Annotated in this window: 22 protein-coding genes and 3 tRNA genes; 9 read left to right on the top strand and 16 right to left on the bottom strand. The window is 72.7% G+C overall.

Features of this window, described 5'->3' with window-relative positions; translation table 11 throughout:
* Positions 1–100: 100 nt before the first annotated feature.
* Entirely contained in the window at positions 101–1,519 is a 1,419-nt protein-coding gene (gene dctA / locus AC5WRL_RS20925; RefSeq protein ID WP_496090160.1) for a C4-dicarboxylate transporter DctA, read from the bottom strand.
* A gap of 103 nt (positions 1,520–1,622) precedes the next feature.
* Here dctA and AC5WRL_RS20920 point away from each other — a divergent pair, with 103 nt between their 5' ends.
* A complete protein-coding gene (locus AC5WRL_RS20920) occupies positions 1,623–2,552 on the top strand; it encodes a TAXI family TRAP transporter solute-binding subunit (protein ID WP_496090159.1) in 930 nt (309 codons plus the stop codon).
* Between the two features lie 571 nt (positions 2,553–3,123).
* On the opposite strand, the gene AC5WRL_RS20915 is transcribed toward AC5WRL_RS20920, so the two are convergent.
* From AC5WRL_RS20915 to AC5WRL_RS20895, 5 genes are all read right to left on the bottom strand, one after another.
* Positions 3,124–4,521, bottom strand: coding sequence for a HAMP domain-containing sensor histidine kinase (locus AC5WRL_RS20915; protein ID WP_496090158.1), 1,398 nt, complete (start codon positions 4,519–4,521; stop codon positions 3,124–3,126).
* A 6-nt stretch (positions 4,522–4,527) separates the two neighbouring features.
* Positions 4,528–5,241 carry a response regulator transcription factor gene (locus AC5WRL_RS20910; protein ID WP_496090157.1) on the bottom strand — a complete coding sequence of 238 codons (714 nt, stop codon included), beginning with the start codon at positions 5,239–5,241 and terminating at the stop codon, positions 4,528–4,530.
* A gap of 75 nt (positions 5,242–5,316) precedes the next feature.
* Complete coding sequence (gene nusG, locus AC5WRL_RS20905; RefSeq protein WP_496090156.1) at positions 5,317–6,207, bottom strand: transcription termination/antitermination protein NusG; 891 nt, start codon at positions 6,205–6,207, stop codon at positions 5,317–5,319.
* 86 nt (positions 6,208–6,293) lie between these two features.
* A complete protein-coding gene (gene secE / locus AC5WRL_RS20900) occupies positions 6,294–6,557 on the bottom strand; it encodes a preprotein translocase subunit SecE (protein WP_496090291.1) in 264 nt (87 codons plus the stop codon).
* 111 nt (positions 6,558–6,668) lie between these two features.
* Positions 6,669–6,741, bottom strand: a tRNA-Trp gene (locus AC5WRL_RS20895).
* Positions 6,742–6,877: 136 nt separating this feature from the next.
* Between AC5WRL_RS20895 and AC5WRL_RS20890 the strand changes: the two genes are divergently transcribed.
* From AC5WRL_RS20890 to AC5WRL_RS20880, 3 genes are all read left to right on the top strand, one after another.
* Positions 6,878–8,122, top strand: a complete 1,245-nt coding sequence (locus tag AC5WRL_RS20890) for a pyridoxal phosphate-dependent aminotransferase (RefSeq protein ID WP_496090155.1) — start codon at positions 6,878–6,880, stop codon at positions 8,120–8,122.
* A gap of 69 nt (positions 8,123–8,191) precedes the next feature.
* Entirely contained in the window at positions 8,192–9,211 is a 1,020-nt protein-coding gene (locus tag AC5WRL_RS20885; RefSeq protein ID WP_496090154.1) for an adenosine deaminase, read from the top strand.
* Complete coding sequence (locus tag AC5WRL_RS20880) at positions 9,196–9,735, top strand: nucleoside deaminase (protein WP_496090153.1); 540 nt, start codon at positions 9,196–9,198, stop codon at positions 9,733–9,735. Before AC5WRL_RS20885 ends, AC5WRL_RS20880 begins: the two co-directional genes overlap by 16 nt.
* A gap of 277 nt (positions 9,736–10,012) precedes the next feature.
* Here the strand turns inward: AC5WRL_RS20880 and AC5WRL_RS20875 are convergent, their stop codons facing one another.
* From AC5WRL_RS20875 to AC5WRL_RS20840, 8 genes are all read right to left on the bottom strand, one after another.
* A complete protein-coding gene (locus AC5WRL_RS20875) occupies positions 10,013–11,092 on the bottom strand; it encodes a UDP-N-acetylmuramate dehydrogenase (protein ID WP_496090152.1) in 1,080 nt (359 codons plus the stop codon).
* 21 nt (positions 11,093–11,113) lie between these two features.
* Positions 11,114–12,604 carry a DHA2 family efflux MFS transporter permease subunit gene (locus AC5WRL_RS20870; RefSeq protein ID WP_496090151.1) on the bottom strand — a complete coding sequence of 497 codons (1,491 nt, stop codon included), beginning with the start codon at positions 12,602–12,604 and terminating at the stop codon, positions 11,114–11,116.
* Positions 12,605–12,684: 80 nt separating this feature from the next.
* Entirely contained in the window at positions 12,685–13,260 is a 576-nt protein-coding gene (locus AC5WRL_RS20865; RefSeq protein ID WP_496090150.1) for a TetR/AcrR family transcriptional regulator, read from the bottom strand.
* 43 nt (positions 13,261–13,303) lie between these two features.
* The gene (locus tag AC5WRL_RS20860) at positions 13,304–13,738 is read right to left on the bottom strand and encodes a MaoC family dehydratase (RefSeq protein ID WP_496090149.1); all 435 of its coding nucleotides are present in this window, start codon (positions 13,736–13,738) and stop codon (positions 13,304–13,306) included.
* Positions 13,735–14,208: an FAS1-like dehydratase domain-containing protein gene (locus AC5WRL_RS20855; RefSeq protein ID WP_496090148.1), complete on the bottom strand. Its 474-nt coding sequence runs from the start codon at positions 14,206–14,208 to the stop codon at positions 13,735–13,737. Before AC5WRL_RS20855 ends, AC5WRL_RS20860 begins: the two co-directional genes overlap by 4 nt.
* 74 nt (positions 14,209–14,282) lie before the next feature.
* Complete coding sequence (rpmG, locus tag AC5WRL_RS20850) at positions 14,283–14,447, bottom strand: 50S ribosomal protein L33 (RefSeq protein WP_004571794.1); 165 nt, start codon at positions 14,445–14,447, stop codon at positions 14,283–14,285.
* Between the two features lie 89 nt (positions 14,448–14,536).
* Positions 14,537–14,609, bottom strand: a tRNA-Met gene (locus tag AC5WRL_RS20845).
* A 46-nt stretch (positions 14,610–14,655) separates the two neighbouring features.
* Positions 14,656–14,728, bottom strand: a tRNA-Thr gene (locus AC5WRL_RS20840).
* Between the two features lie 156 nt (positions 14,729–14,884).
* Here AC5WRL_RS20840 and AC5WRL_RS20835 point away from each other — a divergent pair.
* A complete protein-coding gene (locus AC5WRL_RS20835; RefSeq protein WP_496090147.1) occupies positions 14,885–16,120 on the top strand; it encodes an amidohydrolase family protein in 1,236 nt (411 codons plus the stop codon).
* Between the two features lie 45 nt (positions 16,121–16,165).
* Here AC5WRL_RS20835 and AC5WRL_RS20830 read toward each other — a convergent pair whose 3' ends face one another.
* On the bottom strand, positions 16,166–17,005 hold the full coding sequence (locus AC5WRL_RS20830) for an alpha/beta fold hydrolase (protein WP_496090146.1): 840 nt from the start codon (positions 17,003–17,005) through the stop codon (positions 16,166–16,168).
* A 26-nt stretch (positions 17,006–17,031) separates the two neighbouring features.
* Here AC5WRL_RS20830 and AC5WRL_RS20825 point away from each other — a divergent pair, with 26 nt between their 5' ends.
* The 4 genes from AC5WRL_RS20825 (at position 17,032) to AC5WRL_RS20810 (ending at position 21,521) form a co-directional block, all read left to right on the top strand.
* Positions 17,032–17,697, top strand: coding sequence for an NAD(P)H-binding protein (locus tag AC5WRL_RS20825; RefSeq protein ID WP_496090145.1), 666 nt, complete (start codon positions 17,032–17,034; stop codon positions 17,695–17,697).
* A 283-nt stretch (positions 17,698–17,980) separates the two neighbouring features.
* Entirely contained in the window at positions 17,981–18,595 is a 615-nt protein-coding gene (locus AC5WRL_RS20820) for a helix-turn-helix transcriptional regulator (protein ID WP_496090144.1), read from the top strand.
* 176 nt (positions 18,596–18,771) lie between these two features.
* Positions 18,772–19,467: a Pvc16 family protein gene (locus AC5WRL_RS20815; protein ID WP_496090143.1), complete on the top strand. Its 696-nt coding sequence runs from the start codon at positions 18,772–18,774 to the stop codon at positions 19,465–19,467.
* Between the two features lie 23 nt (positions 19,468–19,490).
* A complete protein-coding gene (locus tag AC5WRL_RS20810) occupies positions 19,491–21,521 on the top strand; it encodes an ATP-binding protein (RefSeq protein ID WP_496090290.1) in 2,031 nt (676 codons plus the stop codon).
* 34 nt (positions 21,522–21,555) lie between these two features.
* On the opposite strand, the gene AC5WRL_RS20805 is transcribed toward AC5WRL_RS20810, so the two are convergent.
* Positions 21,556–22,246: RICIN domain-containing protein (locus AC5WRL_RS20805; protein WP_496090142.1), on the bottom strand; the 691-nt coding region annotated here is incomplete at its 5' end.

The raw sequence follows: 22,246 nt of genomic DNA, 5'->3' as shown, positions 1-22,246 counted from the left end.
CGATATCGGGTACGGCGATACCGCCAAAATCCGCCGGCGGGGGACGAGGGAAAGCGGGGTCGAGCGGGGGTCGAGCGGGGGTCGAGCGGGGTCGACCGGGTCAGGCGCCGCGGCCCGCTGTCACATCCTGCTGGGGCGCCGCGCTCTCCCCGGTCTCCTCAGTGGCGGGCCGCGCCGGCAGCCCCTGCGCCTCCTGCTTCATGAGCTCGTCCACATCCACCGAACCGGGGTTGTCCAGCACGTACGCGAGGCGCTCCCGGTCCAGGTCGCCGGTCCAGCGGGCGATGGCCAGGGTCCCGATGCCGTTGCCCGTGAGGTTGGTCAGCGCGCGGCCCTCGCTCATGAAGCGGTCGATGCCGACGATCAGCGCGATGCCCGCGACCGGGATCACCGAGTCGAAGGCCGCCAGCGACGCGGCCAGCGTGACCAGACCCGCACCGGAGACACCGGCGGCACCGTTCGAGGAGATCAGCATGAAGACCAGCAGCCCGATCTGCGTCCAGATGGACACATCCACGCCGAACGCCTGCGCGATGAACAGCGCGCCCATCGACATGTAGATCGCGGTGCCGTCCAGGTTGAACGAGTAGCCCGTCGGGATCGTCATGCCCACCACGTGCTTGGGCGTACCGGCCGCCTCCAGCTTCGTCAGCATGCGCGGCAGCACCGTCTCGGAAGACGAGGTGCCCAGCACGATCAGCAGCTCGTCCTTGATGAAGCGGACGTACTTGAGCAGGCTGAAGCCCGTCATCCGGCAGACCGCGCCCAGCACCAGGGTGATGAACAGCAGACACGTCACCCAGAACGAGATCATGAACGAGGCGAGCGAGCCCAGGATGGAGCTGCCGTGCTGGCCGATGGTGAAGGCCATGCCGCCCATCGCACCCAGCGGCGCGACCCACATGACCAGCTTGATGACGCCGAACATCGTCTTGGCGAAAGTGTCGAGACCGCGCACCATGCCCTCCGCGCGGGACCCCAGCATGCTCAGCGCGATGGCGAACAGGATGGCGAGCAGCAGCACCTGGAGCAGCTTGCCGTCGACGAACGCGCTGGCGAACGACGTCGGCACCAGGTCGAGGAGGAACCCGCTGAACCCGGTGTCGGTGGCCCCGGCGGACTCGATGGCCGCGTCGGCGGCGGAGGCGTCGAAGGACTCGATGTCATAGCCAAGACCGGAACCCGGCTGCCAGATGTTGATCACGACGAGGCCGATGGCCAGCGCGAAGACCGTGGTGATGTTGAAATACAGCACCGTTTTCAGGGCCAGGCCGCCCGCCTTGGCCAGATTGCCCATCCCGGCGATACCCACCACCACCGTCGCGAAGATCGTCGGGGCGATCACCACCTTGACCAGCTTGATGAAGAGATCAGCCAGCCACTTCATCTCGGCGCCCACCTCGGGCGCCGCCAGTCCTATGCCGATGCCGATGCTGATGCCCACCAGCACCCAGAAATAGAGGTGCTGGTAAATCCGCTTCTTCCGCTTCGTCGCGGGGGAAGCAGGGGAGTTCGTCATGGGTCGTCCATCCCTGTGACTGTTAATCTGTGGATCGCATCACAGTGCTGGCGGGCAGGCGTCGCGGCAACGCATCCGGAAAGAATTTGGGGTTGATCTGACATTGGGATCGCCTCGCGGGCTCACCCGCCGCGCGCTGCTGGTCGCCCCCCTGGGGCTGACCGCCGCGGCCTGCGGCTCCTCCCCCGACCTCGGCGTCCAGCAGCTCAAGCTGGCGACCGGCCCCGAGGGCGCCACCTACCGCGAATCCGGCGCGGCGCTCGCCGACCTGTGGAACGAGGCACTGGGCCGCGAGGCCGTGGAAGTCGTCTTCACCGAGGCGTCCGTCGACAATCTGCGGCTGCTGCTGGGCCGCGAGGTGGACCTCGCGTACGCCAACGTGGACGTGCTGCGCCCGCACGACGGTGAGACCGCCGCGCTGCTGCGGATCTTCGACTCGGTGGTGCACCTCGTCACCCTGCGGGACAGCGGGATACGCACCCTCGCCGACCTGGCCGGCCGGCCCGTCGCCTGCGGACTGCCCGGCTCCGGCACCCGCTTCACCGGGCAGCGGCTGATGGCCGCCGCCGGGGTCGGCGTCGAGGTCCGCGACCTGGGCCAGACGGCCGCCGCGCAGGCCCTGGTGGACGGCGTGGTGGACGCCGTCCTGTCCCTCACCGCGATGCCCACCCCCGCCATCACCTGGCTGCTGGAGAACGCCCCGCCGCTGCACTTCGTGGATCTGGCCGCCGAGGCGGAGACGATGCGGTACGCGCACCCCGGGGAGTACCTGCCGGTGACGATCTCCGGGGCGGTCTACCCGGAGGTGAGCACGACCACCGCGACCCTCGCCGTGCCGACCCTGATCGCGGTACGTGCCGACTTCCCGGCGGAGGCGGCCCGCTTCTTCACCGGCACCGCGGTGACCGGGGCCCACATCCTCACCAGGACCCGGCCCGAGGCGTACCAGATCAACCCCCGCACGGCCGCCGCCACCGCCCCCATCCCCCTCCACGAGGGCGCCGCCGACTGGTTCCGCGCGGCCAAGCCGTAGCGGCGGGGCCGCCGAAAGCCAAACCACCGACGGCCCCGGGGGCCGGGCCCCGGGGGCCGGGAGGCCCGCAGGCCGGCAGGCGGGGGGCCGGGAGGCCCGCAGGCCGGCAGGCGGGGGGCCGGGAGGCCGCAGGCCGACGGGGGGCCGGAGGCCGATCGGCAGGAAGGCCCGCAGGCCCGGAGGCCGCAGGCCGGCGGGGAGCCGCAGGCCGGCGGGGGGCCGCAGGCCGGCGGGGAGCCGGAGGCCCGGAGGCTCGGGCCGGAGGCCCGCAGGCCAGTCAGCGGGGGCCGGAGGCCGCAGGCCGGCAGGGAGCCGGAGGCCGACCGGCAGGGAGCCGGGGGCCCGGAGGCTCGGGCCGGAGGCCCGGAGGCTCAGGCCGGGAGGCCCGCAGGCCGGCCGGCGGGGGCCCGGGGCGGGCGGCCGGGCGCGACGGACGGGCCTGGGGGCCCTGACCGCACAGCAGCACCGATGCATACCGTCGCAGCCGGACCGTGGCCCCGGCATCACCCCGGCGGTCCGGGCCGGGCCGGGCCGTGAGCGGACAGCGCCGGCAACGCTCCCGTTGCCGGCGTCAGGCGTCGCCCTGGCGGACCACCGGGAGCCGGACGACTACGCTCAGGCCCTGCGGGGTGTTGGCTTCCAGGTGGACCTCGCCGCCGACGTCCTCCACCACGTCGTGGATGATCGCCAGGCCGAGGCCGGTGCCCCGGATGTTCTGGTGCCGCGCCGCCCGCCAGAATCGGCCGCGTGCCGCCTCGCGCTCCTGGGCCGACAGGCCCGTACCGTCGTCGGCCACCACCACCGTGCCCGCGAGCCCGTCGGCGTCCACCGAGGCGGACACCGTCACCATGCTGCCGCCGGACAGCCACGCCGCGTTGTCCACCAGCTCGTCCAGCACCGCGACCAGCCCGCCCGGCGGCTGCCGCAGCACCAGCTCCGGCTCCGGCTCCACCACCCGCAGCACCCGCCCGTGCTCGCCGGTGACCGCCTCCCAGTGCGGCCGGCCGGTCGCGAAGACCCGGCGCAGCGTCCACGCCTCCGCGTCCCGTACCCGCTCCCGGCTGGCCGCCGCCGTCGCCGCCAGCATCGCCTCGAACATCTCGCCCATCTGTACGGCGCCGTCCACCGCCTCCTCGACCGCCTCCCGGGCCGGCGGCTGCCGGGCGGCCCACGGCCGCAGGTTCTCCACCGAGAGCCGCAGCCCGGCCAGCGGATTGCGCAGCTGATGGGCCACATCGCCCACGAACATCCGCTGCCGCTCCAGCGACCGCTGCACGGTGTCCACCATCGCGTTGAACGAGGACGCCAGCCCGCGCAGCTCCGGCGGCCCGTGCTCCACCGGGGCGCGCGCCCCCAGCTCACCACCGCGCACATCCGCCGCGATCCGCTCCAGATCGCGCACCGGGCGCAGAATCCACCGGGTCAGCGGCCACAGGCCGCCCATCAGCGCCAGCACCGGAACCAGCAGCAGCGCCGCGCCCACCCCCCAGCGGCGGACCGTGGCCGCCCGCAGCCCGTCCGTCGGGGCCTCGATGATCACGACGGCGGTCACCTGGGAGTCCCGGCCCACCGGCTCCACCACCCGCAGCGGGACCCGCTGCCAGGGCCACACCGTGGCGGCCTCCGTCGCCCTGGCCCCGGCGAACGCCCGCTGGATGTCCTCGGCGACCGCCGCGCCGTCCGGGGCCGGCGGCCCCGGGTCGTGCACCAGTCCGCCGTCCAGGCCCAGCACCCACACGGGTGAGTCGTACAGCTTGTGGTACGCGTCGAGTTCCGCGTGCAGTCTGCTCCGCTCCCCCGAGGTGATCGCCGCCTCGGCGAGGTTGGCGAACCGTACGGCGTCCCCGCTGCGGTCGATGAACACCTGCTGCGTGGTCCGCTCGCTCACCACCGCGGCGTACGAGACGCCGATCCCCACCACGAGCAGGGCCAGCACGGGGAGCAGCGCGACGATGATCCGCCGGCGCACCCGCGGCTACCCGTCCGCCGCGTCGGCGGCGGCGGCCTGGGCGGCCGTCACCGCTTCGAGCCGGTAGCCGACGCCGCGCACCGTGGTGATGCGGGCGGCCGGGCCGAGCTTGGAGCGCAGCGAGGTCATATGGGTGTCCAGGGTGCGGCTGCTGCCCTCCCAGGCGGACTGCCAGACCTGGTCGAGGATGCGTTCGCGCTCCACCACCGCGCCGACGCTCCTGGCCAGCAGCACCAGGATCTCGAACTCCTTGCGGGTCAGCCGCAGGGGTTCGCCGTCCCGGGAGACCTCGTGCCGGTCCCGGTCGATCAGCAGGTCGCCGTGGCCGATGGTGCCGCGCGTGGCGGGCCCGCTCTGGAGTACCCGCAGCCGGCGGGTCACGGCCTCGATGCGGGCCAGCAGCTCGGCCACCCCGAAGGGTTTCACCAAATAGTCGTCGGCGCCGGCCCGCAGTCCCCGTACCCGGTCGGTCTGCTCGCCGCGCGCCGTGACGGCGATGACGCCGGTGGCGGCGCGGTCGCGCAGCAGCCGGATCACCTCGACGCCGTCGCCGTCGTCGAGGCCCAGATCGACCAGGGCGATCTCGAAGTCCGCGGCGCCGATCGCCTGCGCGGCCTCCCGCACGCTGCGGGCGCGTTCGACGTCGTACCCCTCGCCGCGCAGTGTCCGGCTGAGGGCGCGCGCCACCCGGTCATCGTTCTCGACTATGAGCGCGCGCATGGGCCCACACTAACGGCGCCCTGGTACCGAGGCGGAGCCCGGTACCAGGGCGAAACAGAACCGTTGTGCCGTCTGTCAGTTCTTCTGGATCTGGTCGAAGCTCAGCTCGACCGGGGTCTCGCGGCCGAAGATCTCGACCAGGCCCTTGACCTTCTTGGAGTCGGCGTTGATCTCGTTGATCGTCGCCTGAAGGGTCGCGAACGGGCCGTCGGTGACGGTGACGGAGTCGCCGACCTCGAAGTCCAGCACCTGGACCTCGACCCGGCGGCCCGGCGCCGGGGCGCCGCCCTCGGCCGCGGCCTGCTCGGCGGCCTTCTGCTCCGCCTCGGGCGCCAGCATCTTCACGATCTCGTCCAGCGTCAGCGGGTACGGGTCGTAGGCGTTGCCCACGAAGCCGGTGACGCCGGGGGTGTTCCGCACGACGCCCCAGGACTCGTTCGTCAGGTCCATGCGGACCAGCACATAGCTGGGGAGCTTGTTCTGCTTGATGGTGCGGCGGTCGCCGTTCTTGATCTGGACGACTTCTTCCTGCGGCACCTCGACCGCGAAGATGTAGTCCTCCACGTTCAGCGACACGGCGCGCTGCTCAAGGTTGGTCTTCACGCGGTTCTCGTAGCCCGCGTACGTGTGCACCACGTACCACTCGCCGGGCAGCACCCGCAGCTCCTCGCGCAGCTGCGCGACCGGGTCCACCGGCTCGGGCGCCTCCTCGGCCTCGGCCTCCGCGTCCGCCTCGGCCTCCGCCTCCTCGGCGGTCTCGTCCCCGTCCTCCTCGTGGAGGGCGGCGGACTCGGCGGGCTCGCCCGCCGCGGCGTCGGCAGCCTCGGTCTGGTCGACGGTGTCCGCTGCCTCGACGATGTCGCGCGCGGTGTCGTCGCCCTCGGCGGCGTCGTCGGTCAGATTCGGGTCAGACTTCGGGTCAGACACGGTGGCTGCTTCTTCCTGCTTCACATTGACGTGGAACATCCGGACGGGATCGCCACGGCCGGTCCGGGGGCACGTACGCCCTGCGCCGTACGCCCCGAGCCCGCCGCGCTCCGTCCGGAGCGGGGTCAGCCGAAGACGTAATCGACGACCCGGCTGAATCCCCAGTCAAGCACGGTGAGGATGCCGATGACGATCAGAACGAAAACGATCACCGCGGAGGTGTAGGTGGTCAGCTGGCGCCGCGAGGGCCAGACGACCTTGCGGAGCTCGGCGATGACCTGCCGGTAGAAGAGCGCCAGCTTGCCCAGCGGACCCCGCTTGGCACGCCGCCCGCGTCCTCGGCCGGCTCCGTCCCCCCGGGGCTCCGGCGTTTCGACGGAGTCCGTGATCCCAGCCACTCGCCCTCACCTGATCCCGGTCATGGTCGTAAGCCGCCCGGTCCCCCGGACGGCTTGCATTGCGGTACGTGCCTACTACCACTACTGCCTGCTGCTGTGTAGCAGGGCCGGAGGGACTTGAACCCCCAACCGCTGGTTTTGGAGACCAGTGCTCTACCAATTGAGCTACGACCCTTTGCTGGCAGCTCCGGAAAACCTACATCACCCGGCGCCACTGGGTGGAGAGTGTACGTGCTCAATCGGCCCCCGTCGAACGGACAACCGCCGCAACCCTGGTGCCACGGCCCACCCCGGTCTGCGACGATGCCCTTATGAGCGCAGCGACACCCACCGCACAGTCCGCAGAAGCAGCCGCCGGGCGCCGGGTCTCCGCCCGCGTCGGGGCGATCTCCGAGTCCGCGACCCTGGCCGTCGATGCCAAGGCGAAGGCCCTCAAGGCGGCCGGCCGCCCGGTGATCGGCTTCGGCGCCGGTGAACCCGACTTCCCCACCCCCGGCTACATCGTGGACGCCGCGGTGGCCGCGTGCCGGGAGCCGAGGTTCCACCGCTACACCCCGGCCGGCGGTCTCCCGGAGCTGAAGGAGGCCATCGCCGCCAAGACGCTGCGCGACTCCGGCTACGCGGTCAAGCCCTCCCAGGTGCTGGTGACCAACGGTGGCAAGCAGGCGATCTACGAGGCGTTCGCGGCGCTGCTCGACCCGGGCGACGAGGTCATCGTGCCGGCGCCGTACTGGACCACCTACCCCGAGTCGATCCGGCTGGCCGGCGGCGTCCCGGTGGACGTGGTCGCGGACGAGACCACCGGCTACCGGGTGAGCGTGGAGCAGCTGGAGGCGGCCCGCACCGAGCGCACCAAGGTGCTGCTGTTCGTCTCCCCGTCCAACCCGACCGGCGCGGTCTACCCGCGCGAGCAGGTCGAGGCGATCGGCCGCTGGGCACTGGAGCACGGGCTGTGGGTGCTCACCGACGAGATCTACGAACATCTGGTCTACGGGGACGCCGAGTTCTCCTCGCTGCCGGTGGTGGTCCCGGAGCTGGCCGACCGCACCGTGATCGTCAACGGGGTGGCCAAGACGTACGCCATGACCGGCTGGCGGGTGGGCTGGCTGATCGGCCCGCAGGATGTGGTGAAGGCCGCCACCAACCTCCAGTCGCACGCCACCTCCAACGTCAGCAATGTCGCGCAGGCGGCGGCGCTGGCCGCGGTCTCCGGGGACCTGGACGCGGTGGCCGAGATGGGCGAGGCGTTCGACCGGCGGCGGCGCACGATCGTGCGGATGCTGAACGAGATCGATGGCGTGGTCTGCCCGGAGCCGGAGGGCGCGTTCTACGTGTACCCCTCGGTGAAGGCGCTGCTGGGCAGGGAGCTGCGCGGCCGGCGGCCCGCCACCTCGGTGGAGCTGGCCGAGGTGATCCTGGAGGAGGCCGAGGTGGCCGTGGTGCCGGGTGAGGCGTTCGGCACCCCCGGCTATCTGCGGCTGTCCTACGCGCTGGGCGACGACGACCTGGTGGAGGGCGTCTCGCGGCTCCAGAAGCTGCTGGCGGAGGCGAGCTGAGCGCAGCTCAGGCTCACGTTCGGGTGACGCGGCTACCGGCCGGACGGCGCAATGCGGCAAGATTCGTAGATGGATCGTGTACGTGACGTCCGGCTGCTGCCGAAGGCCCACCTGCATCTGCACTTCACCGGCTCGATGCGGCCCGGCACTCTGCTGGAACTGGCGGACAAGTACGGCGTGCATCTGCCGGAGGCGCTGCGCGGCGGGGAGCCCCCGCGGCTGCGCGCCACCGATGAGCGCGGCTGGTTCCGCTTCCAGCGGCTGTACGACATGGCCCGCTCCTGTCTGCGGGAGCCGGAGGACATCCAGCGGCTGGTGCGCGAGGCCGCCGAGGAGGACGCCAGGGACGGGGCGCGCTGGCTGGAGATCCAGGTGGACCCCACCTCGTACGCGCCCCGGCTCGGCGGGCTGATCCCGGCGCTGGAGATCATCCTGGACGCGGTGCGGGTCACCTCCCGGGAGACCGGGGTGGGGATGCGGGTGCTGGTGGCGGCGAACCGGATGAAGCATCCGCTGGACGCCCGCACCCTGGCCCGGCTCGCGGTCCGCTACCGGGACCAGGGTGTGGTCGGTTTCGGCCTGTCCAACGATGAGCGGCGCGGCTTCGCCCGGGACTTCGACCGGGCGTTCGCGATCGCGCGGGAGGGCGGGCTGCTGGCGGCGCCGCACGGCGGGGAGCTGTCCGGGCCGGCGAGTGTCCGGGACTGCCTGGATGACCTGCGGGCCTCCCGGGTGGGGCACGGGGTGCGGGCGGCGGAGGACCCGTGGCTGCTGGAGCGGCTCGCCCGGGACCGGGTGACGTGTGAGGTGTGCCCGGCGTCCAATGTGGCGCTGGGGGTGTACGAGCGGCTGCCGGATGTTCCGTTGCGGACGCTGTGGGACGCGGGTGTGCCGATGGCCCTGGGGGCCGATGATCCGCTGCTGTTCGGCTCGCGGCTGGCGGCGCAGTACGAGATCGCGCGTACGCATCATGGCTTCGGCGACCGGGAGCTGGCGGAGCTGGCGCGCCAGTCGGTGCGGGGCTCGGCGGCGCCGCAGGACATCCAGGAGAAGATCATGGTGGAGATCGACGAATGGCTGTCGCTGTGACCGGTGCGGGGGACCTGACGGATGTGACGAGGGTGACGGACGCCGATCTGCCGTATCTGAAGCGCTGCGTGGAGCTGGCGGCGCGGGCGGTGGATGTGGGCGACGAGCCCTTCGGCTCGGTGCTGGTGGGCGCGGACGGCACGGTGCTGGCCGAGGACCACAACCGGATCTCGGGCGGGGACGGCACCCGGCACCCGGAGTTCGCGCACGCCCGCTGGGCGGCGGAGCAGTTGCCGCCGGCCGAGCGGGCGGCGGCGACGGTCTACACGTCGGGCGAGCACTGCCCGATGTGCGCGGCGGCCCACGCGTGGGTGGGACTGGGCCGGATCGTGTATGTGGCCTCGTCCCGGCACCTGGTGGAGTGGCTGACCGAACTGGGGGTGCCGGCGGCACCCGTGGCACCGCTGCCGATCCAGCAGGTGGCGCCTGGCGTACCGGTGGCGGGCCCGGCCCCCGGGCTGCTGGCGGCGATCCGGGCCCAGCACGTGCGCTACCACACGGGCGGCGGGGCGACCCCCGGGTGAGCCGGGGGCCGGGGCCGCCAGGCACTCTCGCCGGGCGCGATGAGGTGTCCTGCCGTGTCATGGGGCGAACCGCAGGGGCTCCACCGGCCGCCCGGACGTGCCGCAGAACCAGCCGTACTCCACGCAGGCCGGATGCTTGACCCACCCCGAGCAGGCCGCTGCCCGAGGGCACCGGCGGCCGGCGGCCGGCTGAGGGTGGCGTCGTCGAGCCCCTCCGGCTTCCACAGCACGGCGGCCCGGAGGCTTTCCTTCGCACCGCCGGTGCAGGGCACTGCCGTCAGAGGCTGACGCCCACCGTCACCGGTTCGTTGACCAGGGTGACGCCGAAGGCGGCCTGTACGCCGTCCCGGACCTCGCGGGCCAGGGTCAGCAGGTCGGCGGTGGTCGCGCCGCCGCGGTTGGTCAGGGCCAGGGTGTGTTTGCCGGAGATGCGGGCCGGGCCGGTGCCGTAGCCCTTGGTGAAGCCGGCCTTGTCGATCAGCCAGGCGGCGGAGGTCTTGGTGTGGCCGTCGGCCGCCGGGAAGGCGGGGGGTTCCACGCCGGGGCCCAGCCGGTCCGCGGCCCGCTCGCGGAAGGCCGTGAACGCGGCCTCGCTCAGCAGCGGGTTGGTGAAGAAGGAGCCGGCCGACCAGGTGTCGTGGTCCTCGGGGTCCAGCACCATGCCCTTGCCGGCCCGCAGCTTGAGCACGGTCTCCCGGGCGGTGGCCGCCGCCACCCGCTCGCCCGGGGCGACGCCCAGCGTACGGGCGGTCTCGGCGTACGCGATCGGCGCCGAGAGCCCGCCCGCGTCCTCCAGGAGGCACCGCACCCGCAGTACCACGTACCGCTGCGGCTCGTCCTTGAAGCGGCTGTGCCGGTAGCCGAAGCCGCAGTCGGCGGCCGGGATGGTGACCGTACGGCGCGCGGTGCGGTCGTAGGCGATGACCTCGGTGATGACGGAGGCGACTTCCTGGCCGTAGGCGCCGACGTTCTGGATGGGGGTGGCGCCGGCCGAGCCGGGGATGCCGGCCAGGCATTCGACGCCGGCCAGGCCGGCCTCCACGGTGCGGGCCACGGCCGCCGACCAGTTCTCGCCGGCGGCCAGCTCCAGCCGGGTGCCGTCCAGGCCGAAGCCGGTGGTGGCGATCCGCAGGGCGGTGCCCCGGAAGCCCTCGTCCGCGATCACCAGATTGCTGCCGCCGCCGATGACCAGCAGCGGGGTGCCGGCGCCGTCCGCCTCCTGGACGGCGGCGATCACCTCGGCGTCGGTGCGCGCGGTGATCAGCCGGTCGGCGGGGCCGCCGAGCCGGAGGGTGGTCAGTTCGGCGAGCGGCGCGGAGGCGTCGGCGGCACCGGCGGGATCTGAGGTTTCGAGCACCCACCCACCATAAGGGGCCGCTCAGACCAGGGCCTTCTCCCGTGGCTGCCGCTCCGGCGCGCTCGCCGTACTCCGCCTCGGCTCGCGTTCCGGCAGCCGGGCGATGACCACCGCGGCGATCAGCAGCAGGGCCACGGCCAGCCACAGGGCCGGGAGCAGGCCGTCGGTGTACGCCTGCGGCGAAGCGTAGCTGCCGTGGGCCGCGAAAACCGAGGCGAGGATGGCGACGCCGAGCGCGCCGCCGACCTCGCGGGCGGAGTTGTTGACGCCGGAGGCGACGCCCTGGTGCCCCTCCGGGACCGAGCTCATCGCGATCGCCCCGGACGGGGCGAAGAACATGGCCATGCCGATCCCGCACAGCACGAAGGCCGGCACCATGCCGCCGTACCCGACGCCGGGGCCGGCGTACAGCGCGAACCAGCCCATGCCGCCGGCCATCAGCACCAGCCCGGCCGCGACGATCGGCCGGCCGCCGATCCGGTCGGTGAACGCGCCGGCGATCGGGGCCACGATCATCGGCATGGCGGTCCACGGCAGCATCCGGACCCCGGCCTCCATGGGCGAGTAGTCCATGATCAGCTGGAGGAACTGGGTCAGCAGGAAGATCGAGCCGAACATCCCCGCGTACATCAGCAGGCTGGTGATGTTGATCGCGGTGAAGGTACGGGAGCGGAAGAAGCCCATCGGCAGCAGCGGCTCGGGGGCGCGCAGTTCCCAGCGGACGAACGCGTACAGCAGCGCGGCGCCGAGCGCGAAGCCGGCCAGCACCGGGCCCGAGGTCCAGCCGTGTTCGTGGCCGCGCACGATGGACAGCACCGTGCTGAAGAGTCCGGCGCTGACCAGCACCGTACCGACCAGGTCGAGCCGCTTGACCGGGCCGCGGCTCTCGGGGAGCCGCAGATACACCAGGGGCAGCACGAGGATGCCGATGGGGATGTTGAGCCAGAAGATCCAGTGCCAGGACAGATGTTCGGTGATGGTGCCGCCGACGAGCGGTCCGGCGGCGATGGCCAGGCCGTTGACGGCGCCCCAGATGCCGAAGGCGGTGCCACGCCGCTCGGGCGGGACGACGGCGGAGATCAGGGTGATGCTGAGCGGTATGAGGGCCGCGGCGGCGGCGCCCTGGACGGCGCGGGCGGCGATGAGCGTGTCGGTGGAGCCGGCCAGCGCGGCGCCGGCGGAGGCGAGGGTGAACAGGGCGATGGCGGCGCCGAAGACCAGGCGGCGGCCGTAGCGGTCACCGAGGGCGGAGGCGAACAGCAGCAGGCAGGCGAAGGGGAGGGTGTAGCCGTTGACGATCCACTCCAGGGCGGCGAGGTCGCCGCCGAGTTCTTCGCGGATCACGGGCAGGGCGGTGACGACGACGAGGTTGTCGAGGCTGGCCATGAAGGTGGCGGCGCCGGTGAGCAGCAGGGTCCAGACGATGGCGGCGCGCCGTTGGCTGTCGGTCGTGGTGTGGGTGTCGGTGTGGGTGTCGGTGTGGGTGTCGGTGTGGGTGTCGGTGTGGGGCATGGCCCCTCCCCCTAAAGTAGTGATTGGTCAATAACTTTCAAGGGCATACGTATGCCCGGGCCGGTCGTCGGTCCGTAGGGTTATCCGTACCGCTTCCGGCTCGGGCAGTGCGACGTGCAGGCGCCCCACAGCGGGTGATCCGCCGGGAAGCCGAGCGCCAGCAGCACATTGATGAGCATCCCGTTGCCGAGGAAGTCGGCGGTCTCCGCGCCGTCCGACCCCAGCCGCTCGTGCACCGTCTCGAACAGCTCGTTCCAGTACGAGCGGATCCGGGCGGCGAACTCCGTGTCGCCGCCCTCCTCGGCGGTGTGCACCGCGACATACATCTGCATCTGGAACATGAGCTTGTCGCGGTCGGCGGTCAGCTCGGCGTACGCGTCCGCCATCGCGTCGTGCGCCCCCTGGGGGCCCAGCCCCTGGGTGACGCGTTCGAAGGCGCGCCGGATCTCGCCCGTGCCGTGCTCGGCGGCGGCCAGGAAGATCGCCCGCTTGTCGGGGAACAGCCGGAAGAGATACGGCTGCGAGACCCCGACCCGGCGGGCGATCGCCGCGGTCGAGGTCCCCGCGTATCCGCCCCTGGCGAATTCGGTGACGGCGGCGCGGATGACGGCCGTACGCCGCTCCTCCGCCGTCATCCTGCCGCTGTCACTGGCCATGGGGATAAGTTATTGACCAATCACTATCTTTGTCAATGGGTGCTCAGCCCAGCCGGACCACGGCCCGGGACAGACCGAGCACCTTGACGCCCGCGCTGCGCGCCACCAGGTCCACCCGGACCGTACGCGCCTCGTCGTCCAGCTTGGCGGCGACCTTCGCCGTCACCTCGATGACGGCCCCGGTGTCGTCGTTCGGCACCACCACGGGGTTGGTGAACCGCACCCCGTACTCGATCACCGCCGCCGGATCCCCGGCCCAGTCGGTGACCACCCGGGCGGCCTCGGCCATCGTGAACATGCCGTGCGCGATCACATCCGGCAGCCCGACACCCTTGGCGAAGCGCTCGTTCCAGTGGATGGGGTTGAAGTCCCCGGAGGCCCCCGCGTACCGCACCAGATCGGCGCGGGTCACCGGGAACGTACGGGCCGGCAGCTCCGTACCCACCTCGACATCGGCGTACGCGATCCGCGCGGTCACCGGCCCTCCCCCTCACTCTGCTCCGGCTCCGGGGCGCGGGCCACCAGCTTGGTGTACGCGGTCACCACGTGCTCCCCGGCGGCGTCGTGCACATCACCCCGGATGTCCAGGATGTCGTTGCCCGCCATCGACTTGACGGACTCGATCACCGAGGTCACCGTCAGCACGTCCCCGGCCACCACCGGCCGGCTGTAGCGGAACTTCTGATCGCCGTGCACCACCCGGGTGTAGTCCAGACCCAGCTTCGGGTCCTGGATCACCGTCTGGGCGGCGCCGAAGGAGATCGCGAAGACGAACGTCGGCGGGGCGATCACATCCGGGTGCCCCAGCGCCCGCGCGGCGGCCGGGTCGGTGTACGCCGGGTGCTCGTCACCGATCGCGACGGCGAACTCGCGGATCTTCTCGCGTCCCACCTCGTACGGCGCGGTGGGCGGATACGTCCGCCCGGTGAAGGACTGATCCAGGGCCATCGGCCGTCAAACCTCCCGGAATGACGGTGAGGCCGCCCCCAACGATCGGGGACGGCCTCACCACAAGTGACAAGTCAGCGGGTCTCGCGGTGCGCCGTGTGGGCGTTGCAGCGCGGGCAGTGCTTCTTCATCTCAAGACGGTCCGGGTCATTACGCCGGTTCTTCTTGGTGATGTAGTTCCGCTCCTTGCACTCCACGCAGGCCAGCGTGATCTTCGGGCGGACGTCGGTGGCAGCCACGTGAGTGCTCCTTGACGGATGGACGGATTAAACACAGGAAGAGTAGCCGATTGGAGGACCGACCTCGCAATCGGCTACTCGGAGTGAAGTAGCGGCGACCGGACTTGAACCGGTGACACAACGATTATGAGCCGTTTGCTCTACCGACTGAGCTACGCCGCTGCGAGCTGCGCGGCCCCCGCCAGCAGGAGGAGACCTCACATCTCAGAGCCCCAAAACGGAATCGAACCGTTGACCTTCTCCTTACCATGGAGACGCTCTGCCGACTGAGCTATTGGGGCGAGCGAGAGAGAGATTACACGCTCCGGGGCCGAAGACGAAATCCGTAACCGGCCGCATCCCGCGCCGTCAACACCGCCCAAGTCACCGGAAACCACAGCAGTACGACTAATGCCGTCTTCCCCACCCAACCCCCCGTGGCGCCGTAGCCTCGCCTCGTGCCCGACCACCGCGATGCCGCCGCCGCGACCGCACTGCTGCTGGGCGGTGCCCGGCTCGCCGACGGCCGGACCGTCGACGTCCGGCTGGGCGGTGACCGGGTCGAGGCCGTCGGCACCCCCGGCAGCCTGGCCCCCGCCGCCGCGCCCGGCGTCCAGCGCCTCGACCTCACCGGCTATCTGCTGCTGCCCGCCCCCGCCGAGCCGCACGCCCACCACGACACGGCGCTCACCAGCGGCGGCTCCGGGCCGCCGTCCGAGGACCCCGACCAACTGCGGCGGCGGATCATCGAGGCGGCGCTGCTCCAGCTCAGCCACGGCGCCACCGCCCAGCGCAGCCAGATCAGGATCGGCGACGTGCTGGGGCTGCGGGCGCTGGAGGCGGCGCAGGCCGCGCGGCGCGCGCTGCTGGGGCTCGCCGAGCTCCAGCCGGTGGCCGCGCCCCGGCTGCTGACCGGTCTGGCCGGCGCCGACAACCGCGCGCAGCTCGCGGAGGCGGCCCAGCTCGGCGGTACGGCGCTGGGCGGCTGCCCGGATCTGGACCCGGATCCGGCGGGGTACGCGGACATCGTGCTGTCCATCGCCGACGCACAGGGGTGCGCCATCGATCTGCACACCGAGGCGGACGATCCGGCGCGCTTCACCCGGCTGGTCACGGCGGCGGGGGCGTGCCGTACGGCGGTCACGCTGGGGCCGTGCGCCGGGCTCTCCCTGCTGCCCGCGGAGACCGCGGCGCGCGCCGCCGATCAGCTGGCGGCGGCCGGGGTGGCGGTGAGCTGTCTGCCGCAGTCCCCGTGCGCGGCACTGCCCGCGCGGCGCCCGGCCTGGCCGCCGACGCCGCCGGTGCGCACCCTGCTGGCGGCCGGGGTCACGGTGGCGGCGGGCAGCGGCGCGGTACGGGACGCGGGTAACCCGGTGGGGCGCGGCGATCCGCTGGAGGCCGCGTATCTGCTGGCGGTGCGCGGGGCGTGCGACTCGGCCGGCGCGTACCGGGCGGTCAGCTCGGCGGCGCGTACCGTGCTGGGGCTGCCGAAGGTCCGGATCGAGCCCGGCTTCCCGGCCGAACTCCTCGCGGTGCGCGGCGAGAACCTGCCGGGCGCGCTGTCGCTCGCGTACAGCCGGCTGGTCATCCACCGGGGGCGGGTGGTGGCCAGGACCAGCGCCGTACGGGAGTACTGCGGCTCGCCGGCGGCACCGCTGGCGGAGCTGCCCCGTCAGCCCGCGCCCAGGAGCTGACCGGCGGGGCGGGTGGTGGCCGGACCGGTGCCGTACCGCCCCTCGTCAGCCGGCCGGATCGTCGAGGAACCGCGCCACGGCGTCCAGCCAGGGGCCCGGCTGGTCGATGTGGGCCATGTGCGCGGCGTCGGGCAGGACGACGGCCCGGGCGCCGGGGATCAACGGCAGCGTCTGGTGGACGAGTTCGGCGGGAAAGGTGCGGTCGTGCCCGCCGTGCAGGAGGAGAACGGGAAGACCGGTCGCGGCGAGGCGGCGGGCGGCGTCGGGGAACCGGGGCGAGGGGACGACGCCGGCCCGGAAGGGGCGCAGCCACTCGGCGGAGAACCGCACCCGGTGCAGGAGTTCGCGGTACGCGGCGCGCCGGTCGGCGCGCCAGACGTCCTGGTCGGCGCCGGCCAGGGCGGCGGCGCGGGTGAGTTCGGGCCCGGTGAGCGAGGGGTCGTCGGGGAAGTTCGGCCCGCTGCCGCTGCCGGGCGGGACCGGCAGCACGCTGCTGGAGGCGATGACGAGCCGGCGTACGCGGTCGGGCGCGGTGAGGGCCAGCCTCTGTGCCAGCAGTCCGCCGTAAGAGAAACCGAGCACATCCACCGGGGTACGTGGGGCCAGCCGGTCCAGCAGGGCGAGGAGATCAAGGACGACGGCGTCCGGCGTGTACTGATCGTCCGGCAGCCCCTGGGTGGAGCGCCCGCAGCCGCGCAGATCGGGCATCAGCAGCCGGTGCCGGCCCGCCAGTTGGCACAGCGGGTCGCGCAGATAGCTGTGGTCCCAGTCGGGGCCGCCGTGGATGACCAGCAGCGTCCGTTCCGCGGGTCCCGCGGTGGTGGCGACGTTCAGCTCGACGGGCGGCGGGCCGGCCGCCACCGGCAGGAGGGTTTCCGTAAACATCGGCACAGTGTGCCAAGCTCGTGGGTATGCGTACCGTTATCGCCGGAGGACACGGTCAGATCGCCCGACGCCTGGAGCGGCTGCTGGCCGCGCGCGGTGACCGGCCCGTGGGGCTGATCCGCAAACCGGAACAGGCGGCGGCCCTGCTGGCGGCCGGCGCCGAACCGGTCGTCTGCGACCTGGAGTCGGTGCCGGTCGCGGAGCTGGCGAGGCATCTGGAGGGCGCCGACGCCGTGGTGTTCGCGGCCGGCGCCGGCCCGGGCTCGGGGGCGGCCCGCAAGGAGACGGTGGACCGGGCGGCGGCGGCACTGTTCGCCGACGCGGCCGAGGCGGCCGGGGTGCGGCGCTATGTGATGGTGTCCGCGATCGATGTGGACAAGGAGCCGCCGGCCGGCACGGACCCAGTCTTCGCCGCCTATCTGCTGGCGAAGCGCGCGGCGGACGCGGACCTGCGGGCCCGTACCGCCCTGGAGTGGACGGTCCTGCGCCCCGGCCGGCTGACCGACGCCCCCGGCACCGGCCTGGTGGAGCTCTCGCCCGACGCCCCGCGCGGCGAGATCACCCGGGACGATGTGGCGGCGGTCCTGCTGGCGCTGCTGGACACCCCGGCGACGGCCGGCCTGACCCTCAATCTGACGAACGGCGCCACGGCGATCGACGCGGCGGTGATCCGCACGACGAACGGCCGGTAGGCCGCGCACCGGGTACGGGGGCTCGGGGCGAACCGGCGGCATCGCGCCACGTTTTCTGTTGGGGCGCAATGGCTGTGGTGTGATGCCCCGCAACAATTCGGCTCTGTTGAACCGTCATATAAACAGAGCGCCTTCCAGTGCTCCCATCCCCCGCTCGCGAGCCACCTTAGGGAAGACGTTGCCCAGTAGACTCCCGACCTCAGAGCTCAGCCAGGTCACGTCCGGACACCACGCCGCCACCAGCCGACCGGCGCCGGACGAACACCAGGGCCCCCGGGTCCCCGTGACGGTCCATACCGCCGAACCCCTCTCCCGGGAGGGCGCGGTCAGCCTGCTCGGCCGGCACCCCGAGATCGAGCTCCGCGAGGAGCCCGCGCTCGGCGCCGGGGCGGGCACCGTGGTCCTGCTCATCACCGACAGCCTCGACGGCGCCACCCTCACCCTGCTGCGGCGGATCGCGCGCAGCGACGGCGCCCGCGCCGTCCTCGTCGTGGGCTCGCTGCGCGAGGCCGAACTCCTCGACGTGGTGGCCTGCGGGATCAGCGCCATCGTCTGGCGCCGCGAGGCCACCGAGAAGCGCCTGGTGCAGGCCGTCCTGGCGGCGGCCCGTGGCGACGGCGCCCTGCCGGGCGATCTGCTCGGCCGGCTGATCAACCAGGTCGGTGTGCTGCACCGCTCCGCCGGCAACCGGGACGGGGCGCCCGCCTCCGGGCTGACCCCGCGCGAGGTGGAGGTGCTGCGGCTGGCGGCCGACGGTCTCGACACCGGGGAGATAGCCGCCAAGCTCGCCTACTCCGAACGCACCATAAAGAACGTCATGCACGGGCTCACCACCCGCTTCCACCTGCGCAACCGGGCGCACGCCGTGGCCTACGCCTTCCGCGAGGGCTATCTGTGACCGGCCCGGTGGCCGGACGACCGCCGGGCACCGGACGCGTTGCCTCCCGGGGCAGCGGGTCTGCCCGGTGTCCGGCCCCTGCGCACCTGGTCAGCCGGGGTGCCCACCAGGCATGATCGGCCGCCTCCAGGCGGGACACGGCACGATGTGTCACGCGAAAGGGCGGGAGTACGACGGTGATCCACGAGGCGGACGAGGTCCTCAAGGGACTGCTCGGCGGGGGCGGGCTGTCCGGCTCGGGCGTCGACGTCTCGTTCGATGTCCCGAACACCGACTGGGCGGCCCGGCGCAACGGGCCGGTGATCAACGCGTACCTGTACGACATCCGCGAGGACGTGACCCGGCGCGGACGCGGGGAGCTCGCCGTGCGCGACGAGCGCGGCGTGACCAGGAAGTACCGGGAGCCACCGCGCTGGCTCCGGCTGTCCTATCTGGTCACCGCGTGGACCAAGCAGCCGCAGGACGAACACCGGCTGCTTTCGGCCGTACTGGCCAGACTGCTGCCGATCGACCAACTGCCGCCGGGCGACCTGCCGCCCACCCTGCGCGCGATGGGCCTGGCCGTGCCGCTGACGGTGGCCGGGCCGCACGGGGAATCCCGTTCGCTCGCGGAGATCTGGTCGGCGCTGGGCGGCGAGCTCAAGCCGTCCGTCGATGTGACGCTCACCGCGCCCTTCCCGGTGTACCCGGAGTACGACGCCGCACCGCCGATCACCGAGGGCGTGATCCGGGTGACGACGGTCGGCGAGTCCGCCATGAAGGAGGAACGCGCCCTGCGGCCCGAGCGGCTGACGGCGATCCGTAACGGCCCGCGCCCGCAGGCCGGGCCCATCCGACGGCAGCGCATCGTCCGGCGGAAGCGACAGCCGTGACGGACGTGACGGAGGTGACGGAGGTGACGGACACCACGGACACCCGGCCGCGTACCGGGCCCGGCGGCGACGCCGCGCCCCCCGATCCGGCCGACGGGCTCCTCGAACGGCTGACACGGCTGCGTGCCCAGGTCGCCCTGCTGGTCGACCGGCGGTCCCCCGGCGACCCGACGGCCGGCGATCCGATGCGCGGGCTCTATCTCCCGGACGAGGCCGTACGGTTTCTGCTGCGCCGTCCGACCGGGCCGGGGCCGGCCCCGGAACCCGGCCCCGGGTCCTGGGTGGACGGGGACCGGCTGGACGAACTGGCCACCCGGTTCGCGCTGACGGAGGTGGACACCGCCGTCCTGCTCATCGCGCTCGCCCCGGACGTGGACCGCACCTTCGAGCCGCTGTACGGCTACCTCAACGACGACGTCAGCCAGCACCGCGCCACCGTCGGGCTCGCCCTCGACCTGTGCGGACTGCCCGCCCACGACGCCGCGGCCCGGGCCAGGCTGCGCCCGTCCGCCCCGCTGGCCACCCTCGGACTGCTCACCGTCGAGGAACCGGAACGCCCCCTGCTCAGCCGCGCGTTGCGGGTACCGGACCGGGTGGTGGCGCACCTGTTGGGTGACGACACCCCCGACCCGCAACTCGCCGGCCGACTGCGCGCCGCGCCCCTCCCCCGACTCCCGGCCGGCGACGACGGCGAGTTGACCCGCCGGCTGGCCGGCCGGCTGGCGCGCGGCCAGGCCACCGTCTACGTACGCGAACACCGCGAGGGCGATGGGCTCGCCTGTGTGGCCGCCGCGCTGCGCGCCGCCGGCACCGAGGCGCTGTACTGCACCGGCTCGCCGGAGAGCATCCCCGACCTGCTCCGCGAGGCCCGGCTCAGCGCCCGCGCGATCGCCCTCTGCGGCCTTCCCGAACAACCCGGCCCCGTACTGCGGACCCTGACCGAGCAGCACGACGTCACCGTGCTCGTCACCGACCGCCGCCCGTACGACCCGCACTGGTGCAGGCGTGACCCGCTCGTGCTCGACGCGCCCCGGCTCCAGTCCGAAGCCGTCCGCGCCTGGTCGGCCGCGCTCGGTCTCGGGGACGAGGAGCCCGGCTTCGACCTGGCGGCGACGGTCGCCCCGTACCACCTGGGCGGCGACCAGATCAGCCGGGCCGCCGGCACCGCCCGCGACCTGGCCGGCCTCGACGGCGGCCCGCTCGGCGCCGTCCATCTGCGGCGCGCCGCCCAGCAGCAGTCCGCGTCCGGGCTTGAGAAGCACGCCCGGCGGATCAGGCCCGACGTCGACTGGGGCGATCTGGTCCTCCCCGCACAGCCGCTGACCCAGCTGCGGGAACTGGCGCAGCGCGCCCGGCACCGTGATCTGGTGCTCGGTGACTGGCGGTTGAGCGCGGGCGGCGGACGGGGGCGGGGCGTACTGGGGCTGTTCGCGGGCGAGTCGGGCACCGGGAAGACGCTGTCGGCGGAGGTGGTGGCGGCCGAACTCGGCCTCGATCTCTATGTGGTCCAGCTGTCGTCGGTGGTGGACAAGTACGTCGGCGAGACCGAGAAGAACCTGGAGCGGATCTTCACCGAGGCCGACCGTACCGACGCGGTGCTGCTCTTCGACGAGGCCGACGCCGTCTTCGGCAAGCGGTCGGCGGTGAAGGACTCCCACGACAGGTACGCCAACATGGAGAGCGCCTACCTGCTGCAACGCCTGGAGTCATTCAGCGGCATCGCCCTGCTGACCACCAATCTGCGCTCCAACGTGGATGAGGCGTTCACCCGGCGGCTCGACCTGGTCATCGACTTCCCGTTCCCGGACCGGGAGCAGCGGCTGTCCCTGTGGCGGCACGGCCTCACCCACGTACCGCACGCCGACGGCATCGAACTCACCCCGCTGGCCGAGGCGTTCGAACTGGCCGGCGGCTCCATCCGGAGCGCGGTGGTGACCGCCGCCTATCTGGCCGCCGGGCGCGGCGGGTCGGTCACCCCGGAGGACCTGCTGGAGGGGGCCCGCCGGGAGTACCGCAAGGCGGGCCGGCTGGTGCCGGGCGAGGGCTCCTGGTGACGGCGGCCCCCGCCCGGGAATCCGGCGCCACCGGTCACAGGACCTTGTCGTTGTCCAGGTCCCAGATCGCCCACTTGTAGTAGTAGCCGCTGTCGCACTCGGCCATCCGCAGCGGTGCGCCCACCGCGCCCGGGTCCTCCTGATCGACGCCCAGGCACAGGTGGTTACTGGCGAAGTTGCGGATCAGCCAGAGATCGCTGTCCGTCTTCTCCAGCCACCACAGCTGGTTGTCCTCCAGCACGGGGATGCAGCGGTACTGGAAGACGCCCGTCGCCACCTTCCCCGGGCCCTCCCCCGGCAGGTCGAAGCAGAGTCCGGAGTCGGCGTGCTTGATCACGAACAGCGGCTGCTTGCCGGGGGCGTGGGTGGGGAAGACCACCTCCAGGTTCCACCGCTGCTGCGTGCGGTCCCCGTTGCACTCACCCTGCACCACCCGGTTGCTCTGCTTGGGCTCGTCGCCCGGGATGTCCGCGCAGCGCCAGGAGTTGGCGTTGATGAGGACGATGTTGTCGATCGGCAGGAAGGGGTGGCTGTTCACTTCCTGGGTCTCCTCCTCACCGCCTCCGCCGCCGCCACCTCCGCCGCTGCTACTGGTGCTGCTGTCGTCACCGGCGCCGTCGTCGGGGCTGTCGTCCTCGAACTCGTCATCGATCGGCAGACCGGGATCCAGAAGCACCGGGTCGTCCTGCACCGGCGGGAGCGGCGGGTCGGTGGGGGCCGGGAGT

Source organism: Streptomyces sp. NTD107, assembly GCF_059510435.1.
Note: the sequence above shows the minus strand (reverse complement) of the source record. Positions and strands in the feature narration are given on the sequence as shown.